Annotated in this window: 25 protein-coding genes and 1 pseudogene; 7 read left to right on the plus strand and 19 right to left on the minus strand. The window is 34.4% G+C overall.

Annotated features, from left to right (window positions below; genetic code table 11):
- Nucleotides 1–185 precede the first annotated feature (185 nt).
- The 3 genes from C9J29_RS03720 to C9J29_RS03730 form a co-directional block, all read right to left on the minus strand.
- Complete coding sequence (locus C9J29_RS03720; protein WP_107921631.1) at nt 186–1787, minus strand: SIR2 family protein; 1602 nt, start codon at nt 1785–1787, stop codon at nt 186–188.
- 139 nt (nt 1788–1926) lie between these two features.
- Nucleotides 1927–2250 carry a hypothetical protein gene (locus tag C9J29_RS03725; RefSeq protein WP_107921632.1) on the minus strand — a complete coding sequence of 108 codons (324 nt, stop codon included), beginning with the start codon at nt 2248–2250 and terminating at the stop codon, nt 1927–1929.
- A gap of 122 nt (nt 2251–2372) precedes the next feature.
- Nucleotides 2373–3161 carry a helix-turn-helix domain-containing protein gene (locus tag C9J29_RS03730; RefSeq protein WP_107921633.1) on the minus strand — a complete coding sequence of 263 codons (789 nt, stop codon included), beginning with the start codon at nt 3159–3161 and terminating at the stop codon, nt 2373–2375.
- Nucleotides 3162–3353: 192 nt separating this feature from the next.
- Between C9J29_RS03730 and C9J29_RS03735 the strand changes: the two genes are divergently transcribed.
- On the plus strand, nt 3354–3557 hold the full coding sequence (locus C9J29_RS03735; RefSeq protein WP_107921634.1) for a helix-turn-helix domain-containing protein: 204 nt from the start codon (nt 3354–3356) through the stop codon (nt 3555–3557).
- A gap of 58 nt (nt 3558–3615) precedes the next feature.
- Here the strand turns inward: C9J29_RS03735 and C9J29_RS25045 are convergent, their stop codons facing one another.
- The gene (locus C9J29_RS25045) at nt 3616–3915 is read right to left on the minus strand and encodes a helix-turn-helix domain-containing protein (RefSeq protein ID WP_307723789.1); all 300 of its coding nucleotides are present in this window, start codon (nt 3913–3915) and stop codon (nt 3616–3618) included.
- Between the two features lie 353 nt (nt 3916–4268).
- Between C9J29_RS25045 and C9J29_RS24545 the strand changes: the two are divergent.
- Nucleotides 4269–4337 (plus strand): annotated as a pseudogene (locus C9J29_RS24545) (SHOCT domain-containing protein); the annotation flags it as partial.
- A gap of 177 nt (nt 4338–4514) precedes the next feature.
- Here the strand turns inward: C9J29_RS24545 and C9J29_RS03750 are convergent.
- The 13 genes from C9J29_RS03750 to C9J29_RS03800 all read right to left on the minus strand — a co-directional run bounded on the left by C9J29_RS03750 (nt 4515) and on the right by C9J29_RS03800 (nt 12230).
- Nucleotides 4515–5633, minus strand: a complete 1119-nt coding sequence (locus C9J29_RS03750; RefSeq protein WP_107921635.1) for an Abi family protein — start codon at nt 5631–5633, stop codon at nt 4515–4517.
- A 593-nt stretch (nt 5634–6226) separates the two neighbouring features.
- Nucleotides 6227–6757, minus strand: coding sequence for a hypothetical protein (locus C9J29_RS03755; RefSeq protein WP_107921636.1), 531 nt, complete (start codon nt 6755–6757; stop codon nt 6227–6229).
- Between the two features lie 79 nt (nt 6758–6836).
- Nucleotides 6837–7160: a hypothetical protein gene (locus C9J29_RS03760; RefSeq protein ID WP_107921637.1), complete on the minus strand. Its 324-nt coding sequence runs from the start codon at nt 7158–7160 to the stop codon at nt 6837–6839.
- A gap of 97 nt (nt 7161–7257) precedes the next feature.
- Nucleotides 7258–7755 (minus strand): HK97 family phage prohead protease, encoded by a 498-nt coding sequence (locus C9J29_RS03765; RefSeq protein WP_107921638.1) that lies wholly within the window; start codon nt 7753–7755, stop codon nt 7258–7260.
- Complete coding sequence (locus tag C9J29_RS03770; protein WP_107921639.1) at nt 7752–8663, minus strand: hypothetical protein; 912 nt, start codon at nt 8661–8663, stop codon at nt 7752–7754. The genes C9J29_RS03765 and C9J29_RS03770 overlap by 4 nt, the downstream gene beginning before the upstream one ends.
- A gap of 58 nt (nt 8664–8721) precedes the next feature.
- On the minus strand, nt 8722–8856 hold the full coding sequence (locus C9J29_RS24890; RefSeq protein ID WP_255319020.1) for a hypothetical protein: 135 nt from the start codon (nt 8854–8856) through the stop codon (nt 8722–8724).
- A gap of 283 nt (nt 8857–9139) precedes the next feature.
- The gene (locus C9J29_RS24160; protein ID WP_164908762.1) at nt 9140–9289 is read right to left on the minus strand and encodes a hypothetical protein; all 150 of its coding nucleotides are present in this window, start codon (nt 9287–9289) and stop codon (nt 9140–9142) included.
- A 19-nt stretch (nt 9290–9308) separates the two neighbouring features.
- Nucleotides 9309–9854, minus strand: coding sequence for a hypothetical protein (locus C9J29_RS03775; RefSeq protein WP_107921640.1), 546 nt, complete (start codon nt 9852–9854; stop codon nt 9309–9311).
- A 16-nt stretch (nt 9855–9870) separates the two neighbouring features.
- On the minus strand, nt 9871–10260 hold the full coding sequence (locus tag C9J29_RS03780; protein ID WP_174804734.1) for a hypothetical protein: 390 nt from the start codon (nt 10258–10260) through the stop codon (nt 9871–9873).
- Between the two features lie 38 nt (nt 10261–10298).
- The gene (locus C9J29_RS24550; protein WP_237068734.1) at nt 10299–11180 is read right to left on the minus strand and encodes an Rrf2 family transcriptional regulator; all 882 of its coding nucleotides are present in this window, start codon (nt 11178–11180) and stop codon (nt 10299–10301) included.
- A 49-nt stretch (nt 11181–11229) separates the two neighbouring features.
- Nucleotides 11230–11628 carry a hypothetical protein gene (locus C9J29_RS03790; protein WP_107921641.1) on the minus strand — a complete coding sequence of 133 codons (399 nt, stop codon included), beginning with the start codon at nt 11626–11628 and terminating at the stop codon, nt 11230–11232.
- A gap of 78 nt (nt 11629–11706) precedes the next feature.
- On the minus strand, nt 11707–11976 hold the full coding sequence (locus C9J29_RS03795; RefSeq protein ID WP_107921642.1) for a hypothetical protein: 270 nt from the start codon (nt 11974–11976) through the stop codon (nt 11707–11709).
- A gap of 74 nt (nt 11977–12050) precedes the next feature.
- Nucleotides 12051–12230 (minus strand): helix-turn-helix domain-containing protein, encoded by a 180-nt coding sequence (locus C9J29_RS03800; RefSeq protein ID WP_107921739.1) that lies wholly within the window; start codon nt 12228–12230, stop codon nt 12051–12053.
- Between the two features lie 185 nt (nt 12231–12415).
- Here C9J29_RS03800 and C9J29_RS03805 point away from each other — a divergent pair, with 185 nt between their 5' ends.
- Nucleotides 12416–13273, plus strand: coding sequence for a helix-turn-helix domain-containing protein (locus C9J29_RS03805; RefSeq protein WP_164908761.1), 858 nt, complete (start codon nt 12416–12418; stop codon nt 13271–13273).
- Between the two features lie 62 nt (nt 13274–13335).
- Nucleotides 13336–14532 carry a site-specific integrase gene (locus C9J29_RS03810; RefSeq protein ID WP_459558893.1) on the plus strand — a complete coding sequence of 399 codons (1197 nt, stop codon included), beginning with the start codon at nt 13336–13338 and terminating at the stop codon, nt 14530–14532.
- Nucleotides 14533–14579: 47 nt separating this feature from the next.
- On the opposite strand, the gene speB is transcribed toward C9J29_RS03810, so the two are convergent.
- Entirely contained in the window at nt 14580–15452 is an 873-nt protein-coding gene (gene speB / locus C9J29_RS03815; RefSeq protein ID WP_090002931.1) for an agmatinase, read from the minus strand.
- A 320-nt stretch (nt 15453–15772) separates the two neighbouring features.
- Here speB and C9J29_RS03820 point away from each other — a divergent pair, with 320 nt between their 5' ends.
- Nucleotides 15773–17827, plus strand: coding sequence for a transglycosylase domain-containing protein (locus C9J29_RS03820; RefSeq protein ID WP_107921645.1), 2055 nt, complete (start codon nt 15773–15775; stop codon nt 17825–17827).
- A 356-nt stretch (nt 17828–18183) separates the two neighbouring features.
- Here C9J29_RS03820 and C9J29_RS03825 read toward each other — a convergent pair whose 3' ends face one another.
- The gene (locus tag C9J29_RS03825) at nt 18184–18702 is read right to left on the minus strand and encodes a YwhD family protein (RefSeq protein WP_008179119.1); all 519 of its coding nucleotides are present in this window, start codon (nt 18700–18702) and stop codon (nt 18184–18186) included.
- A 145-nt stretch (nt 18703–18847) separates the two neighbouring features.
- Here C9J29_RS03825 and C9J29_RS03830 point away from each other — a divergent pair, with 145 nt between their 5' ends.
- Together C9J29_RS03830 and C9J29_RS03835 are read left to right on the plus strand one after the other, a co-directional pair.
- Nucleotides 18848–19033, plus strand: coding sequence for a 2-hydroxymuconate tautomerase (locus C9J29_RS03830; RefSeq protein ID WP_012292709.1), 186 nt, complete (start codon nt 18848–18850; stop codon nt 19031–19033).
- A gap of 143 nt (nt 19034–19176) precedes the next feature.
- Nucleotides 19177–19785, plus strand: coding sequence for a class A sortase (locus C9J29_RS03835; RefSeq protein ID WP_237068736.1), 609 nt, complete (start codon nt 19177–19179; stop codon nt 19783–19785).
- Nucleotides 19786–19822: the final 37 nt, after the last annotated feature.

Genomic DNA, 19822 nt, shown 5'->3' on the forward strand with positions numbered 1-19822 from the left:
TTCCTACAATATCCCCTAGTGTCATAAGTATTTTTGATTATTTTCATATGATCCATTATAACGAAAATTACGTTAAATATCTTTTAAAACTGGGACTTCACAATATAAATATGTCATGTTAAAATAAGTGCGTAATTAATATTACATGTAAAGAATGATGGCAATCTCTCTTCAAGAGGTCGGCGTCATTCTTTTTTATTTTCTAATAAATCAAAGATTAACATCAATCTTCTGAATTCGGTTTCTATCTTTAATTCGTTTTTTTCAGCCAAATCTTGGATTTCCTTCTTGATATAAATTCTTATTTTTTCAATGTCTAACCTTTTTATGTTATAAGCAATCATTGAATCTTTAGTATATTTTCGCCCATCTAGACCTAAAATTACGTCTATATCATCATATACTTTTTTATAACTAGAATTTATTGAATCAATTTGATAATCAATATTACTATAATTATCTAGCCTTTGTCGTAATCTTTCTTTTTCTGCACCCAACAAAGAAGAATTGTTAATGTTCTCAATAGTTAAGTATTTACTCATCGGTAGCCTACTATTATTAGGCTGGGCAGCTAAGAACCTTAATGCAATCTCTAAAGGCATCTGTTCTTCTCCAAAATAATGTTTTACGTAATCAAGAACATTCGGAATTTGAAAAATGTATTTAGAATCTCCTAGCGCTACAATAAAATTACTTTCCACTATTCCATTTTGATTAAGCATCTTTTCTATAAGTTCTAACTCTACTGGAGAAACTAACACTGAATTTAATTGTCCTTTTTCACCAGAATCTAAAATGATTTGTTTAATAAGGTGCTGATATTTTCTGACTTCAGATGGTGCAACTCCTTGATCAATTTTTCTTATATATTCATAAATTTTCGAGTAATTATCAGTCTTCACATACGTAAATCTACAATTTAATTCACTATCAAAAATTGTTTCTTCTATAAATTCCTTCTGATTATATGAATATTCTACAACTATTAATTTTTCTGCTAAGTCGTATTGTTCATTGTTAGCTGCCTTTGCGAAATCCCCTATATATTTCCTTACGTTTAGATCAGATAACGAATATCCTAAAAAAATTATTGGGGAATTAATCATTAAGGATATTATGGTTGCTGATATCAGTATAGAATTTTCATTATAATCAGCATAATCTTTTTCTAAAATCACCAGGCTTTCTGGATTAGAAACACAACCATGAATTTTGAATAATTCTGCATATCCGAAAGAGTTCTTAAAAAACCCACTCTGCCCAATATATTTTTTTATTTCATAAGAGCTTTCATCATTATATAAATCTTCTATAAAGCTATCATAATTAGTAGTAAAAATTACTTGTGATTTTAATAAAGCTTTTTGAAATAGTGCTATTTCGCTTTCTTTTTCTTTAATAAAATTATAGGATTGTAACATTTCAACAATTTTTTCTTTAAAAGGGCTGGTTGATTGATTGTGGAAAAAATATTCAGAAGTATAATCCTTAATTGGGATCTTACCTTCATAAAAACCCTTATCAAACTTCTCTGCTATTTCATTTGCTAATAATATATTTGTCTTGAATTCCAGTTCTTTACCACTTAAATTGTAATTTGTACTTATCTCATCTTGAAGCAAACGATATTTGCTAAAAAAGTTCATTTCTTCGCCTAATTCTTCCCATAGTAGTTTTAATAGTTGAATCCATGATGGAAAGTCTTCTAAATATCTTTTAGATATGCCTGAACCAATAAATAGGATTGGAAATTGATTATTTTGTACTAATCTCTCGAAAATATTCATATCATCACCTCTATAAATTATTTTATCAAATAGAGGGGATGATATGTACAATATCCATAATTATATTAATACAAAGGTAAATTTGAATAAAGTCAATTTGCAATGTTTTCTTTAGTCGATGTTAGCGCATCGGCTTTTTTTATTTTTGTTCACTTTTTATTACCATTTTATATAATTCTTCAGCATGAATATTTAGGGTTTTAATATCATCCGACATTTCTTTAAACAGCGGATGGAACCCCATATCAATTAACCGTACTGTATCTCGTAATTCACCGATCGCAAGACAAGCCATTATAGGTTCTTCATGCCAACCTTTGTATACTATATCGTCAAGTCTTTCTATCAATCGTGCTACAGCACCCTGTACAACCTCTAATTGAATCATTTGTGCTGATAAGTTATAGGCATTGTGACTATTTTCATGTACCAATGATTTTACTTTCTCTGCTACTTGTTCCATTATGACTCCCTCTTTCATTCGTTATTTGTTTGCTATTGCCTTTAATAGTAATTGTTTATTATGGTCAGACATGACACACCATTCCTTGGCTGTAACTTTCATGTGTCCTCACTTCCTTCTCATTAAAATACTTCTGTTGGTCCATCTCTATCGGTTAGCCAGTTGTAGAAAGGTACTGGACGTACATTTACAGGCTTTTTCTTCATAAATGATGTGTTTGTTGTTAGATGCTTATCTTTACGTTGTAATGCCTTCTTATGAGCCCCTACGAATATGGCACGCAATGATTTAGAAACCGTCAGCACTCCTTCTTTTATATCGTTGGCCATTTTAAAAATGATGTTCTTTGCCAATATGAATTCCTGAATGTTACTTACATTAGATGCTAGAGCTACTTTATGCAGATCATCCTTAAAGTTATCTTGGATAGGTAATGAATGCATAAATTCAAATAGCATTTGTTGATACTCATTCATGAACTCTTTGCATTCTTTCCTATCGGCATGAGCCCGGTTATAAACATCTTGTAATGGAACAACCTCACATTCCTCAAAAGGCTCGCCAGGATCTTCGCATGTATCAAATTGACTAGGCAAAATAATATATATGTTTGCTCCACGACCTCCCTTTACCTTCGTAGTTTTCTGTTTCTTGATAATCCCTAATGATTCCAGTTTTGAAATACCACGATAAACTGTCTTTGTACTGATCTCCAATGCTGCAGCGATAGTAGCAGCTTTCAAATGACAAGCCCCTGGATACTCTAATGAATGACTAGCAAGCTTGAAAAAGATAGCACGCTCTGATTCTGTTAAATCATAGTAATTTGCTGAAATGTGGTTTTCTACAGCGGTGTCCATATCTGCTATTGATTCAAATGTTTTATAAGTTGATAAGTATTCAAATGCCATCGTTTTCACCTCACTTTCCTGCAGCCTGTCGGATATTTCTAGTCCATTCCCTAACTAACCTTTGATGCTATTATGCACATTGCAATGTGCTTTATACACACCATGATATACATTGCGGTGTGCATTGTCAACACTGTTATTGAAAAAATACCCACCGTAGTGTACATTTCATTTAAAGGATGGTGTATAGAAATGATTAAAGTGCATTTGTCAAAACTGCTTGGGGAACGTAAAATGAAAATTTCTGATCTTGCCAATGCTACTGGGTTACATAGAAATGGATTAAGCAAGCTTTACAACGAAAATACTGACGGTATTAAATTCGAGACTTTAGAAAAAATTTGTAAAGCATTGGATTGCGAAATAGCAGATTTGTTAGAGATCATAGAGGATTAACACACAAAAAAGGACGCCCAATAATTCGGGTGTCCTTTTAAAATTTTCTACAATTATTTCATTCGGTATTCATTAACCATTTTTCGATTGTAGGTCTGTAAAATAAAATTCTTCCCCTCACTTTTATATGTGGAATTTCATTTTGACGAACCATAGTATAAATCGTTGTGGTGCTTACTTGTAATTTTTCTGCTATTTCATCTACAGTCATTGTCATTTTTTTATCAGAGTCCACAATTATTTTTTCAGGTTCCACAATTATAGGGTGGTTAACTTGTGGTGTAGGAGGCTTAATTAATTCAACTTCTAGATCAGCCGGTAGCTCTATTAGTAACTCTAACTTCAAATATTGTTTCATGGACACGCTCCAATTATTTTTCTATTATCATTGCCAATTTTTAAGCTGTATAAAATGAAAAACAAAAAGCAGCCACATTTCTGCAGCTGCTTGATTATATATATTAATTATTAAGGGCATGTTTAAAAGATTAAAAGAATAAATGATTAAGATTCAAAATTCATCGATTTACGCTTACTCTCCCAATGGATTTCAGCATTTCAACGGTAGGACATTGCGGTGGGACATATAATAATACTGCAGGTAGATAGCTAACTACGATTGCCTGTTTTTTATATATTATTGTTATTATTTTCTATAAAATGAAACTAATAAATCCGTAAGAAGTGCATGACATGATACAGTAAAAGGATTTATTTGATGATGGGATTCTTACTCAAGAGGAATTTGACGCGAAGAAAAAGCAATTGTTAGGGTTCTAGTCATCAAATGAATCATTTTTAAAATCAGAAAGGGTCTGCAGACAATGTCGACAAACCCTTCTTTTTATAGACAAAGCAACATTGGGTCATGCCCAATATCATCATCTAATCGCTTTAAAAGCGCTATTAATCATATGTATTTGTATTGTAATACACCAAAAAAGTACTGTCAATACATTAGTTACATTTTGATTTGATAAATAATTCTTTCCATTGTTTATATTCGCTATTTCCCCTTCTTTCTAATAAACGATAATTCAAATCGTAAGTATCTTTTTTAAAATAACGGTTATTTTGATAAATAACCTTCTTTAAAGGTTTTTTTAAGCTAGATATATCTTCATATAAGGCAAGTACTTTTAATGTGTCAAATAAATTTAAAACAGAAGCACTTATTTTTATGTATCTTCCACCTTTAATTCTCGCCTTTTTTCGTTCTTTATTAATTGGTTTTAGTTCCAATTTCGTGATTAATATTGGAAGTATACCAACTCTATCGGAAGTCAAGAATAAATTAATCAACGAGAAATGTGCACATTTATTTCTGAGTTCATTAATAACATCTAAAGTATTTAAAAACATATCTCTGTCATTAGGAACCAAATTAAAATCATTTAACACCCTATCTATGACAACCTTTGGTAAGTAATGACACATGAACTTCAAAGTCCCAAAAGATAATGTCTCAATTGCTACCCATATCGGTACAACCACGTTTACATCTTTTCTATACCTGCTGCAATTTTTTGGAGGTGTATATTTCATAACCTTTGGATCAATTCTAAATACTTTCTCATTAATAAAATCATGTTTACCAACTAATTTATTCAAAAATTCATTATCAAACAAATCAAATTCATCGAAGGTTTTAACAACTTTACCATTTTGTTGATGGAATAACATATAATTTTCTGTTGTAGCATATATAGCTTTCAAATTTTTATATTTATCCTTGTTAGTATACTGCATAGTATCTTCAATTTTATTACAAAAAACTGAAGAAAAGTGTTTTGAAATTGATGTTCTTAAGCGAGTTTCGAAGTTATGCAAAATATTTAATACTTCCCCAGAAAACTCTTTGTCGAATTGATGTAAACGAACAAAATCATCAAATGTTTCTGTTTTGTAAACTTTACTTGAAGTACGATCTGGGATCAGTAAATTTTCATTACCATTCATTACATTAAAGTAATTGTTCTTATTAATATAATCAACAAAGAAATTTTTATCTTTAATTTTTAATCTCCGAGTTGAAAGGATACTATATTGTTCGTCAACAGTTTTAAATGGTTTCATAAGAATTTTTCTCCTTCCAAGGAATTAATCAAATATACCTAAATTCTTTATTTATATTATACATAAAACCATTAGATATGGCATGACTTTCCATAAATACTCTAAAGAACTCGAGAATATAGAAACACAAAAAAGCCCAGGCTCAAAATTAATTGAGTACCTGGCTTTGCTCTTATCTTGCATAAGGATAATTTTTAAACCAAGTTATAATTCCAGAATCGATTTTCTCTAACCAAGGTCAATAAACAAAGACTTCTGTTAATCGTTGAATTTCTTTGTTCCATTTATTCAAACATAGTCGATATCGTAATAAATTTATAATTGGAATATATTTCACCATTTCAACACAGAATAGTTTTTAACTGAATAAAAAGGAGGTGAGTAAAATGAAATTTATATTTATCGTAAAACCTACCTTTAACCAGCTAATAATTCTTTTGCTTTTAGTAAAAATCCTCTTCTTATAATTAAATGAAGATGACGGCACTTAAAACGAGTGTTGTCACACTATAAATAAAGAAATACATAATGATTGTTTTACTTTATGCATAATAAAAAGCCACACTGATTGGGTGTGGTTGATTATATATGTACTACTTAATTAATGCTATAGCAGAAATAATAGTTCCAACAATAGTTATGATTATTGAAAGTCTATCTTTACTTTCTTGAACGTTATTTTTCAATATATTTTTAAATGCTCTTATTAATTTTGTAAATTCATATAAAGTTGGAATCCAAAAGATAGTGAACAATAACACTAAAGTATAGTTATTCAACTCATTTAATTGTCCACCACTATTAATAAATTTATGAAATTCTAAAATAATAGTAAAAATAATTGCATAAGGAAGAAAGAAACGTACTATTTTTAATGAACTAAAGCTAACAATTTCAGGTTTACTGAAAATATAAATGCCTTCAATAAGCATCACTAAAGCACCTATAAATATCGTCATCTCACCTGCACTAAAATAATTAAAAATTTCTGAGATAATTATATTATTTTCAATACACAATTTTGCTGATACTAAAGCAAAAACAATAGATAGTCCTAACAGTGTTAAAAATTCCGCCATTTTCTGAATACGTATGTTTTTAAATATAATAGCTCTTCTTTTCATAGCAGTTCTCCAATTTTATTCTTACTTTAATTGTTGGTAAAGAAATAGAAGCCACACCTTGTTAGATGTGACTAATAATTTATTTCCATACTATTTTTTGAAATCTTTCACGTTCTGTATGATTCTTTCTAAGTATTTTTAAGAAATCGTCCTTGGAAGGTTGATCAATAATATCTGAAACATCATTTGAAGTCCACTTTCTATTTCCTATACGATACCCTTCTTCGTTTAATCTAGTTGCAACTTCAACAACTCTTCCACAATGTGCGTAGTATTTTATTGCTTTTTGCTCTGGAGTATCTTCAGGATATGATTCAGCAGATTCTACAAAATCTTCAATTTTCCGAATTGCTTCCTTTAAATTATTTATATCTTTTTGAGCATTTTCGACAGTGTATTTCATTCTATCCCTCCTTTCCTTATTAATCATAGTTTGTTTGAAATTGCATGCCAATAATACAAATCTGACAAAAATCAAAACACCTACCAAAGTAAGTGTTTTATCTACTCAATGTCTTATCAATTTTGGAAATCAACTCTAATCGACTATTGTTACACCCAACTCGCACAATGGATGTTTTATAAGCTGGATTTTCTACTATACTAATTTCTACTAAATCTGCACGTTGTATTAACCTAAGCTTTTTACTTCCTCTTTTTGTCTCTTTATATTCTGCATTTTTAAATCCCACTGAAACATGACTTAATTGTCCATCCCTTACTAAGTTGTAAAGTAAACGATTTTCATGGTTGTTTTCTAATTCAATACGAAATGACAAACCTTTTTCATCTTCAGATAATGTAAGTTGTCCAGCTTCTGCACTAGCAAAATCTAGGGAACTCAAATGGGAATATAGAACAGTTTGATTCCGTTTTTTTATAGAGTCTACAAAGGCACCTGGTAGGAACTGCTCGTAAAATCTTTCTTGGTCATCACGGATACACGCTCGTTCATTCCAACAAAGCGCATATCCACTAATAACTAAAGGTTTTGTCACGGTCGTTTCATAACCTCATTTGTGATTTGACCGTGAAAATCAATAATTCGTTCAATATGGCCTTCTCTAATACGTGGATCAAATTCCAGTGTTACAGGAATAATAAATCTTTTACTTGGTTGGTTCGGATAAGTTGGATTTTGTGAAGCTGCTGCTACCTTCTGGTACTCGCTATCAATGGTTTTTTTTATTTCATTACTAAAATGACTGGCTGAACTCTTTATCTCGCCATATTGTTTCAAAAGGTCGAAATATTGCTTTTGCGCAGTTAATACTTTCTCAGCCATTTCATCGAGCTTACTTTTTGAAGTATTTAATACTAACTCCATTTCAGTTGAGATTTTAGATACATCAAATAGTTCAATAGATTCAACAGCTTGCAAATTCTTAATTTCAGTTTCTTCATTGGAAATTTCACGTTGTAATTCTTCAATTTCCCTCGCACATTCTTCTGTAGAAAGCTTGTTAAAGAATCGCTTAGGATTAAGTAAACTATAGCTATTATTTAATTGAATCCCTTCCAATTGTTTAATTTCTTCCTGAATCTTTTTAATTGCTTGCTTCTTTTTTTCTATTAAAGCTGGCTTATCATCCACTAACATTAATAACTCAGCAAATGAAGGAACCATTTTTAAAAGGTCTTTACTTTTAGATTGCAATAACAATTCTGCTTTACTTAATTGTGGTCTTTTTGGACCGTCAGCCGTAAACATCCCATTTTTAAGTAATGATAGTGCCGTTGTAAAAGTATGTGATTTCTCCATATATTCCTTTTGTGCCCCTTGGCGAATACTGTCACTCTTGTGTTGCAATAATTTACTAGAGGCATAATATTCTTCTTCAATCTTTAAAAATGCCTCTCGATCTCGTTTAGGTAATTTATCGACTAATGCTTTATATTCAAACATCCTTATTTCATCTCCTTGGAATTGGAGCGTGTAAAAAACATACACGCTCATTTTTAGGTTATTTCTTCAACACTTTATCAATCTTAGCCATTAAAGCTTGGCGCTTTTCGTGAAGCACTTTACCAAGTTTAAATTTCTCAATAGCTGCCGCACGTGATTCGGTAAACATAGAAGCCTGTTCAATTTGTTTCATAACCTTCACCTCCTTTCAGGACTTTGTCACAATGGAACACTGTGACAAAATGGTACACCTCTCTAAGTAGCATGAAATCAGGATTTTAATTTGCTCACTGCCTATGTCACACTTAAAATTTTTCAAAAAATCAATTTGAGGCGCGCAATTACATGCTCATACGGTCTACAGAAAAATGGCCAAATTTATTATTTGGTAGGGGGGCTATCGCTCAAGTGTGACAAAAATAAAAACCCACCACACACCATTGCTGGAATGTAATGAGCTTCGTGAGCTTCTAAAATTATTTAGCTGTAAAACGATTAATCACTTTGCAACCTGATCGTGTGCATTGTACTTCTAAGTCACATTGGATATGTACAGCACCAGCTTCATATTCACGCGAAGCTTTTAGTAATAACTTTCCACACTTTATGCATCGTAGTTCTTTCATAAAATCACCTCATTATCTTTTAGGTATTAAGAGAATGACAAGTGTGTTCCTCTTTCATTTTTTCATCACGTCTATAACGTTCACCAATCAATGTTAGATTGTTTATGACAGCTTTCCTTAACGTTTCATAATCCACCTTCTGAGAATGCTCAAAATAGCGTATAAACAGTTTTCTATCTTCCACGCCAATTAGTTCACATATCTCCTCAAAACGCTTGTATTGAAGACGTATGTGTTCTAAGTGTTTCTTATATAATGCTTTCTCGTCAATAATCATAAATGATAGAATATCCGCCCTACTCGAAAGAGATTGATCGTTATCATACATAGACACGCCATAACTAAATTCATACAGCTGAGCAAAGTGTGCTGCTTGTCTTTGCTCCAAATAGTTTGCTAGTACGTTGGCCTGGGCACCCATCCACAATGAATACATATACTCCCTTACTTTATGTTCTAGTTCTGAAACAAAATTATCTGAATCACTTTCAATTGCATAAGGTGTGTTAGCTGTAATAAGCGCTAATTGTTCACCGAAAGCTTCTGAAATAATAGTTTGATTCATGCAGCACAACCTCCTTTCAACTAAACCTAGCCGGATAGTTTCTTTGAATTAAATGTTCAATTTCCACACCTGTATTAAGATTTAAAAACAATGAAATATTTATCATAGCTGTATCTCTAATCTTTGTGTAGGTCATTGCACTTATTGGTGGATCAAACTTTAAATTGTAGACGTGATAATCTGTCAAGTATTCACTATTAACTGACAAATACCTTGCTTCAATTAGAAAGCGTTCTAGTGTTGATAATCTCTCAATAGCTCGTTCAATCATTTGATGAAAGGCAACATTATCATTATCTGGATTCTCTACATAAAATTTAGAAATTCGATATCGTGCCAATTCTTTTACAACAGCTTTACGAATTTTCACTTTCTCTGCTCTTGTTAAGTGTTTTAATAGTTCCATTGATATCATCCTCGCTCCTTACTTTTGATAACCTATATTTAATCACTCCAATCAAAATCATCTGGATCACACCCTTCTTGTATCCATCGTTGGAATGCTATTTCTTTATCTCTCGGATCATATTGAGGCTTTTGCTTTGGCTGAACAGGTTTCTTTTCAGCATTCATTTTTATTGCTAGGTCTACAAATTTATCTCTAAGTTTTTTTGCTGATAAAACATTGGTGCACCAAAATGAGTCCTGTGTTACCCAATCCATTACTTGTTTGGCCAAGTGCTTATCCACTTGATCAATTTCAATTAGCTTTCGCATATCATCGGCCCATGTTTGCATGTTGGATTTTTTAATTAAATGAGATATTCCAGCTTCATTTGCAACTGCAGCAACTTTTTCATGAAAGTATATTGCCATTTTGAAATAGGTGCTGTCCTCGTCATACTTTTTTTGACGAGTAGTATTTATATCTTTTATATCTTTATATATCTTATTAGAACCGCAACTTTCTGCGGTTACCTCTACACTATTCTGCGGTTCTCTAATCATTTTTTTGCGGTTCTCATATCCTAAATCTTCATTAGAACCGTAGTTTTCTGCGGTTCTCTTTTTGTAGAACTTTTTAGACTTCCTTACCTTAAAAATATTTCCGTAAGGAGTCCGTTTCGTAGTGATGTACCCCGATTTCCTCAATTTAGAAATATTAGTTTCTGTTGTTCTTAAACTGTTACCAAGTTCTTCGGCAATTTCAGTTGTCTTCACAGGCCTACCACCAAGGACGATGCCGATAGTTTCACCGTCCTCATACACTTCTTTTGTAGTTCTCGCTACCAGCCATAAAAATTCCCATAAAGCAGGGCCAATATTTTCTTTATGCTCTTTCGTCAAAATTCCAGTGAAAACGGGAAAATAAAAACTATCAGACAACGTATCACCACCCTGTCAACCCCTGTGTTTAAACTGTACAGGTGCTCTTTTATTCATCATTTTCTAATTCAAGCTGCAAAAATGCTTGTGTAGCTTGCTCATGAGTTATGAACCCTTGTTTAAGGGCAAACATTACTTTATTTATTTTTAGACTTTTTTCCGTTAAAACTGCTAGTTTGTTTCCTTGTGGGTCTAGCTTCACCCTAACTTGAGCACCTTCATAAATTGATGAACCACGATTCCATACCGGACTTGAATCGTGTCCAACAATTTTATCTAATATATCTTTAATAGTAATAGCCTTGTATTGGTCATCCTCTTTTACTTCGATATGATCACCTTCTACTAAGTCCATGTACGAAAAACGGCCATGTACTTTGTGCACCAAGGAAACAATATCAATGCCAAAATGCACAGTTATACGTCCAATTAAATATTCTTCATTCATCTATTTCACCACCTTGAGTTTTACTCATGTAAAAATCACTCATTCCTGTACATATACTTCGCCCAAGCATATTTTTAATTACCACTCACTTGTAATTGCGCTTATTACTTCAAAAGCCTGTCTCGCTGGCCACCAGCGTTTACGATTTTTCTTAACCTCAATAGCTCGCATACGTACATCACATACAAGTTCACTTTCTAAAAATCTTGGTGACATGTTCGTTAGTTCTGCCATTTTGTTTAAATCAATCCACCACAATACTTCTCTTATTTCTTCATCAAGCCGTTTCTCTATGTATTGTCGAATGGCTTGTTTATCGACGTTGACCTCAATGTTTGCTGGAATCATAAACATTCCACCTCCTATCTATCAGTTTGTTATTCTCTAAAAAAGCAATAAAGCTATATGGACTTGACCTATATTTATCTAGACAAAGATTTTGACTCTTGTTGTGTTATCCAGTCATCAAGCGTTGTTTTTCTAAACATAATTTTATTGCCAATACGGTAATGAGGAACTTCATTTCCTCGAACCATCTCACGTAACTTATACTCTGATGATCCAATGTAAGGAGCTGCCTCTTTTACAGTCATTTTATCCATTCGATTCACCACCTCGCCCTAAAATGTTGATATGTCAAATATTTTTTGTTGATGCATCAAATATTAACGGAACAATTGTTGTTATGTCAACATTTATTTGTTTCTATTTTGTTGTTCGTTATTATTTGTTGCCACATCAACATTTATTGTTTATGATATTGTCAAAGAGGAGAGGTGTACTAATTGTGGATTTAGTTCAATTTGGTTCTTATATAAAAGAATTACGCAAAAAAAGAGGGTTAACACTCGCTTCGTTATCTGCATTATCAGGGGTTTCTCATCCTTATCTATCTCAAATAGAAAATGGAAAACTAAAAAATTTCCCATCACCAGAGATTCTAATAAAAATTTCTGAACCTTTAGATGTTCGATATGAAAAACTTTTGAAAGCGGCTGGACATTTAGACAATGAGGCTTTGCACGATTACTATGAACATGATGTAAAACTATATGAGATGATCACGAAAGTTCTAAAAGCACTTTCGACAGATGGTTATTTTTTTGAAGATGTTCAGATAAAGATATTCGAAACATTCTCAGAAAACATGAGTTTTGAGCCTGGGCTTAACGAATTTAATGAGCTCTATCTAGAATACTTAAGATATAAAGAAGAAGATGAATGGGACTATATAGACGTAGATTTGGAAGAAGACTTCATAAAATATTATAACTACAATACGGTACTTAGATCATTCACCGCTGAATTTAATGCTAGTGCATTTGATTGGAGAGAAGAAACATTAAATAAACTAACAGAATTGGCTTTGGAGCGAATAAACTCATCTGAATCAGTTGAAGCATCAAAAAAAGAACTTTCGCTTTTTTTAGAACAACCCAATATCCTGTACAAAACTCATAAATTATCTAAACAGCAGATTAAACTCCTTGAATCTTTTTTAGATACATTAATTATGGATTCGCAAAAGTCAAAGAAAATAGCACTCACATTGTTTGACCAAGGAAACAGCATTGAAGAAATATCAAAAATAATAAATGAATCGCCAGAAACCATTCAAGAATGGACAATTAAAGAAAATAAATAATACCCACCTACTCACCTATTCCTGTACACACGCGTCGCCCAAGCATGAAAGGAATGGACAAGGTGAAGTTATATAAATCAACAAAAGAACCTGAACTATATCACTATTTCAATGCGAATAAAGAAAAGCTATGGATGTATCGCCATAAGTATTATGATGCTACCGGGAAGCGGAAAGAGAAGAAGAAAAGTGGTTTTAAAACAGAAAAAGCAGCATTGAAAGCCCTCCTGGAAGTAAAGGCTGCAACACTGCGCGGTGAAACAAAACATATAGAAAATGATAACCTAACTGTTGGCCAATGGCTAGATATATGGTTTGGCATGAATAAGGGTAAATGGAAACCTTCTACTGTTACTCAGCGCGAGGGCTTTATAAAGCTTTATTTTAAGCCCCTTCTTGGCTCCTACAAGTTGCAGAAGCTGGATAAGGTTATTTATCAAATGTCGTTTATCAATGTGTTAGAGAACAAGCTAAAGCCCTCTACGATCCGTGCTTTGCATTCGATTTTTAGGATTGCTATGAATGCGGCTGTTGCGGAAGAAATCATAATTCGCAATAAGTTACAGGGAACCGCCCTTCCCTCTCTAAGAGATAAGGAAACAGAAAAGAACTATCTCACACCTGGCCAACTTAGTATATTACTGAATCATATTAAGGAGCATGGGGATATTGCCTACTACAGCTTATTTTTAACGATTGTTTATACAGGGATGCGTAAAGGTGAGGCATTGGGGCTTCAATGGCGAAATATCGACTTTGCCAATCAAAAGATTACAATTGAGAGAACCAGAGGGAATAACGGTGTAGGATCCACTAAGACCAAAAATAGTGAGCGTACTATAAAAGTAGATGATGTGGTGTTACAACACCTTCAAAGCTATCGAACAGCTGTTAAAGCGTTGCTATTTTCACATGGTCGTAAGCTGCATAACGATATAGCAAAAGATGATTCATTTATTTTTCTATCACCTCACACTACAGAGCCTTTTGTTTCCACAGGGTTAAATGCAATATTTAATCGCTTTGTAGAAGCGGCTGGGCTACCAGCAACAACGATACATGGTTTAAGGCACACACATGCCACCATACTTATGAATAACGGTATTCCTGTCAAGGCGATTGCCGAACGATTAGGAAATACTCCAGAGATGATCCATACCGTTTATGGTCACGTTCTCCAAGAGATGGAGGTACGAACAGTATCCGTATTTAGTGAAAGTTTAAAGGCAGTTGGGGCTAAAAGTGGGGCTAGCTTATAGCTAAACCCCACTCAAACCGCTTCATATCAACCTTTATAAGGCTTTATTTATTTTACCCAGCCTAAAATCATTTCACGCAATAACTTAGAAGCTGTGTTAGCTGTCATTTCAGATGTGTCATAAATAGGTGCTACTTCCACTAGATCAAAGCCTACAACATTTACGCTGCTTGCTGCAATGGCATGAATGGAAGCTAGTAATTCTTTCGCAGTAATACCACCGCAATCAACTGTGCCAGTTCCCGGTGCATGAGCTGGATCTAACACGTCAATATCGATCGTTACGTAAACATTACGCCCCTCCAGCGTTGGAAGAACTTCCTTTAACGGCTCTAGTACTTCAAATTTAGAAATATGCATACCGTTTTCCTTCGCCCATTCAAATTCCTCTTTCATTCCTGAACGAATACCAAATGAATATACATTTTTAGGTCCGATATGTTCGGCAATTTTACGAATTGGTGTTGAGTGTGATAGTGGCTCTCCCTCATACTCTACTCGTAAATCTGTGTGAGCATCAAAGTGTATGATAGCTAGGTCATCATATTTAGCAGATACTGCTTTCATGACAGGCCAAGACACTAAATGTTCTCCTCCCATACCAACAGGGATTTTGCCATCAGCTAGTAATTTTTCAATAAATTTTTCAATTTCATCTAATGAACGTTGTGCATTCCCAAATGGTAGTGGAATGTCACCTGCATCAAAATACTTTACTTCCTCAAGCTCACGATCTAAATATGGGCTGTACTCTTCAAGACCGATAGATACCTCACGGATACGTTGTGGGCCGAATCGTGAACCTGGACGGTAACTAACTGTCCAATCCATCGGCATACCATAAATAACTGCCTGAGCATCCTCATATGTAGGATGACTTTTTATAAATACATTTCCTGAATACGCTTCATCAAATCTCATTGCTAGACCTCCGTTATAAATAAAATATTATTTTGAAAAACAACTTATCTTAAAGTCCGACTATGATGGCTTACAGGATTGTAATGAAACCTGTATCCTTTTATCCTCGTATACATTATTGGAACCTCTAGCAAATTTCGATTAAAATCTACAAAGTATGATTTTCTTGTCGAATGCCAGCGTTTCAAGTAGTACAAAAAAAGTATAGATGTTTTTGAATAAAGTGCAATAGTTTTTAGGTAGAATTTCGATTAAAGATGAATGTTCGAACACATACTAACGTTAAGTTCGAAGTTGTGAGAAAACGAGGTGAAAGTCGGATGAAACGAAAAAGCTATCATCGAAAGCAAAAGCGTGTAAAGCGCACACGGAAATCACTTACTTATTTTGTCGCCTTTGCAACTGCAATTGTCGTAGCATTTGTAGCACTACGCATCTATGTTCAAGTGGCTGGTGCACCGCCTTTAACCGTACCGAAAGCCTCAATTTTCTTAGATGAAAATGAGAACCAAATTGGAGACCACTTTACAAATCAGAGACGTTATTGGGTTGGTCTCGATGAGATGTCACCTTTTTTAAAAGAAGCAGTAGTAGCTGTTGAAGATAAAGATTTTTATAAACATGGTGGCTTTGACTATTCACGTATTGCTGGTGCGATTTTAGTGGATATTAAAGCTGGAGGAAAGGTACAAGGAGCTAGTACAATTACCCAGCAATATGCGCGTAACCTTTATCTTTCTCATGAGAAATCTTGGACACGTAAATTAAATGAAGCTCTGTATGCTTATAGATTAGAAGTTTTTTATGATAAGGATGAAATATTAGAAGGTTATTTAAATACGGTTTATTACGGTCATGGCATGTACGGGGTTGAAGCGGCCAGTCGATTTTACTTTGGCAAGTCTGCTCGTGATTTAACGCTTGCAGAGGCAGCCATGTTAACCGGTGTACCAAAGGGTCCAAGTATCTATTCGCCAATTGCTAATTTGGACAAAGCTACAAATCGCCAACATGTTATTTTAAAGCTTATGGCAGATCAAGGAGCTATTTCACAAGAAGAAAAAACACGTGCAGAAAATGAACAACTTGTATTGAAAAATGACAGTTGGGTAGCAACCAAATCTGTTGCCCCTTATTTCCTAGATGTTGCTTGGCAAGAAGCGAGTGAAATTTTAAAATCAAAAAATTTGGATATTAGTGAGGGTGGCTGGACGATTCAAACGACCTTGAATCTTGAACATCAAAAAGCAGCCGAGGAAGCAGTGGCAAAAAACATGCCTGCTGATGATCTTCAAACAGCCTTTGTTAGTATGGAATCTAAAACAGGTGCTGTAACAGCATTAGTAGGTGGTCGTGACTATGCAGTAAGTTCATTTAACCGTGTGACACAGGCAAAACGTCAGCCAGGGTCTACCATCAAGCCTATTTTATATGCGGCGGCTTTAGAAAATGGGTACACTCCGCTTACTTTTTTAGATGTAGGTGAAACAACTTTTACCTATGATAATGGACGAGGGACGTATGCCCCTAAAAACGTAAATGGGCAGTTTGCTGATCACGATATGACTATGGCGCAAGCTATTGCTATCTCGGATAATATTTATGCTGTAAAGACTTTAGAAGACATTGGCTTCAAGGAATTTCACGATATGGCGAACCGTTTTAATGTAGGCATTGGTGCAAAGGATAATTTATCAATTGCACTTGGCACGATCGAAACTACGCTTTATGAAATGACAAATGCTTATAATGTTTTAGCATCACAAGGGCAGCAAATGACTCCGACGGCAATTGTATCCATAAAAAATGCTAATGGAGACGTCATTTATGAAAACAAAGGTGTGACGAAAAAAACGGAGACAGCTATTTCCAAAGAGAATGCATTTATCTTAACAGAAATGATGACAGGTATTTTCGACCCAGTTTTCAGCGATTATTCACCTGCAACTGGAATAAGCATTCGCTCACGCATGACCCATACTTATGCAGCAAAATCAGGGTCTACCAATAGTGACCAGTGGCTTATCGGTTTTACACCAAGTCTAACTGCTGGTGTCTGGAACGGCTATGACCAAGGGAAAAACCTAACGACAAAAGAAGATACTGCAGCGACAAAGCAAATATGGATAGACTTTATGGAGACTGTTAATAAAGGGACAAAAAATGAAGATTTCAAAAAGCCAAAAGCTGTTGAAGGTGTTGTTATCGATATCGAAACAGGTAAATTAGCGACTGACGCTTGTCCAAAACAACGACTTGTCTATATGGAATCTAAGGATGTACCAACTGAGAAATGTACGAACTTTGACATTCTTGACAGTAATACATGGGGAGAATTTTGGAATATGCTACCGTTCTCCATATTTAAAGACTAAAAAATAAACAAACAATCATCCGGAAACCTTTTTAAGCCTAATACGTTTTAAGTTATGAAGGCTCTCGACAAAGTAACAGATAGATATACGAAAAATAAGAAAAGCTTTCTCTTCCCCGGAGACGTGTCCGTGGGAACAGAAAGCTTTTCTTTTTATGGTTTGCGAAGTATGAGCATCATGGGGCATTTGGCTTGGGTTGTTCAAATGCCGCATAGCGCTCATAACTTTCGCGAAACCAAGTGTCCTAGCTTACTAAAATGTAAGCTCTGCCTCAAGTTTACTTTGTTTCAAACTCACTTTCAACCTAATATCGAAAACGATTGCAAAATGTCACAGTTTGTTCAATCATTAAAGGTCTATTCGACAAATAAGTCTTGACGCAATTGCTCGCTACTTCGCTCCCACAGGTCTGGATTAAGTTGTTCTAGGAAAGCAGCTAACACTTTTTTAGACGGCGTATCCATATGCTCTACGATAATATGACGTTTCATGGATTTATCCATTTTATTCACATGATCAGCCAAAATTTTATAGCCACGGCGTTTTTCACGGTTCACTACCATTTCACAAGCTGTTATTCCCGCATAGTAAGGTCCATCCTCTTTATGATCGATTGTCACCCATACTAGCCAATATGGCTTTCCACCCTCTGAATCAGCACGATTCGTTGTAAATTTAATTCCGCGTTCCACATCGCTACGTGCATGCATAGCACCAATCTCAACAGATGCTGTTCCCTCTTCCACATCTAAAATGACTGGCGATACATTTTCTAACGAAAGCGAGCCAATCCCAAAACCCTTATGTCCATCAGTTGGATCATTTTTTATAATCGTAAAGCCCATTTTTTGTTTTGGTTTTTCTTCATTTGCCATACTTAAATACCCTCCATTCTGCTATTATAAAAGGAAGCATATTGCCACAATTATCATGGCACGTATGCCTCAACGCAAGTAAGAAGTTTATACTACTTTCTTATAAACTAACTATACAACATTATTCTATAAAGGAGGCAATATTATGCCATACGTAACAGTTAAAATGCTTGAAGGTCGTACAGAGGAACAAAAACGCGCCCTTGTAAAAGAAGTAACAGAAGCCGTTTCACGCACAGTGAATGCACCTGCAGAAAATGTAACAGTTTTTATTGAAGAAATGTCTAAAAACCATTACGGCGTTGCTGGCGTTCGTTTGAGTGATAAATAAATTGAACTTGGGTAGAGCCGCCTAACGCTCTACCCATTTTTAAACGTTTCAGTATTTCGTTACTATTGCTAGGATGTGATCAAAGATTAATGAAAAGGAATAAACTTAAACTGGCCTTACTTCTATGTGTGCTTATCATCGGCTTGTTACTAATATTTATCACACCTATTCAAAACGTGTTGATTGCACGTATGAGTGACCAATTCAACGCAGTAGAGTACAGCACTGACGATATTAAAAGGAACAACCAACTAGATGCGGATTTTGAGTTCGAAGCCGTGCAATCACTGTCCATCGCCGAGGTTCTCCAAGCGCAAATAAAGGCTAGCAAAATGCCTGTTATCGGCAGTATTGCCGTGCCTAGTGTCCATATGCAGCTTCCTATTTTAAAGGGAGTAGGTAATGCTGTTCTTGCTATTGGAGCGGGTACGATGAAGCCTAATCAGCAGCTCGGTCAAGGAAACTATGCTTTGGCAGGTCATTATTTTGAAGAGAAAGATATTTTATTCAGTCCCCTCTATCAAGCACAAATTGGCGATATTATTTATGTCACAGACATGAGTAATGTGTACGAGTATCAATTAGCGACTAAAAAAATCATTGCAGCAACAGATGTTTACATCGTGGATGATATCCCCAATCAGACGACGTTAACCTTAATTACCTGCGCGGAAAAAGGCTCCAAACGACTCGCCTTACAAGCAGATTTTGTGCAAAGCTATTCTTTAGAAAATGCCAAAGGAACCTTTTAAATCACACAAAAAGCGCCATCCCTAAAAGATGGCGCTT

The sequence above is a fragment of the Lysinibacillus fusiformis genome (assembly GCF_003049525.1).
GTDB classification, from domain to species: Bacteria; Bacillota; Bacilli; order Bacillales_A; family Planococcaceae; genus Lysinibacillus; species Lysinibacillus fusiformis.

Coding starts and splice junctions, on each gene's coding strand:
- C9J29_RS03720 (WP_107921631.1), bottom strand. CDS start 1,787: ATGAATATTTTCGAGAGATTAGTACAAAATAATCAATTTCCAATCCTA.
- C9J29_RS03725 (WP_107921632.1), bottom strand. CDS start 2,250: ATGGAACAAGTAGCAGAGAAAGTAAAATCATTGGTACATGAAAATAGT.
- C9J29_RS03730 (WP_107921633.1), bottom strand. CDS start 3,161: ATGGCATTTGAATACTTATCAACTTATAAAACATTTGAATCAATAGCA.
- C9J29_RS03735 (WP_107921634.1), top strand. CDS start 3,354: ATGATTAAAGTGCATTTGTCAAAACTGCTTGGGGAACGTAAAATGAAA.
- C9J29_RS25045 (WP_307723789.1), bottom strand. CDS start 3,915: ATGAAACAATATTTGAAGTTAGAGTTACTAATAGAGCTACCGGCTGAT.
- C9J29_RS03750 (WP_107921635.1), bottom strand. CDS start 5,633: ATGAAACCATTTAAAACTGTTGACGAACAATATAGTATCCTTTCAACT.
- C9J29_RS03755 (WP_107921636.1), bottom strand. CDS start 6,757: ATGAAAAGAAGAGCTATTATATTTAAAAACATACGTATTCAGAAAATG.
- C9J29_RS03760 (WP_107921637.1), bottom strand. CDS start 7,160: ATGAAATACACTGTCGAAAATGCTCAAAAAGATATAAATAATTTAAAG.
- C9J29_RS03770 (WP_107921639.1), bottom strand. CDS start 8,663: ATGTTTGAATATAAAGCATTAGTCGATAAATTACCTAAACGAGATCGA.
- C9J29_RS24890 (WP_255319020.1), bottom strand. CDS start 8,856: ATGAAACAAATTGAACAGGCTTCTATGTTTACCGAATCACGTGCGGCA.
- C9J29_RS24160 (WP_164908762.1), bottom strand. CDS start 9,289: ATGAAAGAACTACGATGCATAAAGTGTGGAAAGTTATTACTAAAAGCT.
- C9J29_RS03775 (WP_107921640.1), bottom strand. CDS start 9,854: ATGAATCAAACTATTATTTCAGAAGCTTTCGGTGAACAATTAGCGCTT.
- C9J29_RS03780 (WP_174804734.1), bottom strand. CDS start 10,260: ATGGAACTATTAAAACACTTAACAAGAGCAGAGAAAGTGAAAATTCGT.
- C9J29_RS03790 (WP_107921641.1), bottom strand. CDS start 11,628: ATGAATGAAGAATATTTAATTGGACGTATAACTGTGCATTTTGGCATT.
- C9J29_RS03795 (WP_107921642.1), bottom strand. CDS start 11,976: ATGATTCCAGCAAACATTGAGGTCAACGTCGATAAACAAGCCATTCGA.
- C9J29_RS03800 (WP_107921739.1), bottom strand. CDS start 12,230: ATGGATAAAATGACTGTAAAAGAGGCAGCTCCTTACATTGGATCATCA.
- speB (WP_090002931.1), bottom strand. CDS start 15,452: ATGAGATTTGATGAAGCGTATTCAGGAAATGTATTTATAAAAAGTCAT.
- C9J29_RS03820 (WP_107921645.1), top strand. CDS start 15,773: ATGAAACGAAAAAGCTATCATCGAAAGCAAAAGCGTGTAAAGCGCACA.
- C9J29_RS03825 (WP_008179119.1), bottom strand. CDS start 18,702: ATGGCAAATGAAGAAAAACCAAAACAAAAAATGGGCTTTACGATTATA.
- C9J29_RS03830 (WP_012292709.1), top strand. CDS start 18,848: ATGCCATACGTAACAGTTAAAATGCTTGAAGGTCGTACAGAGGAACAA.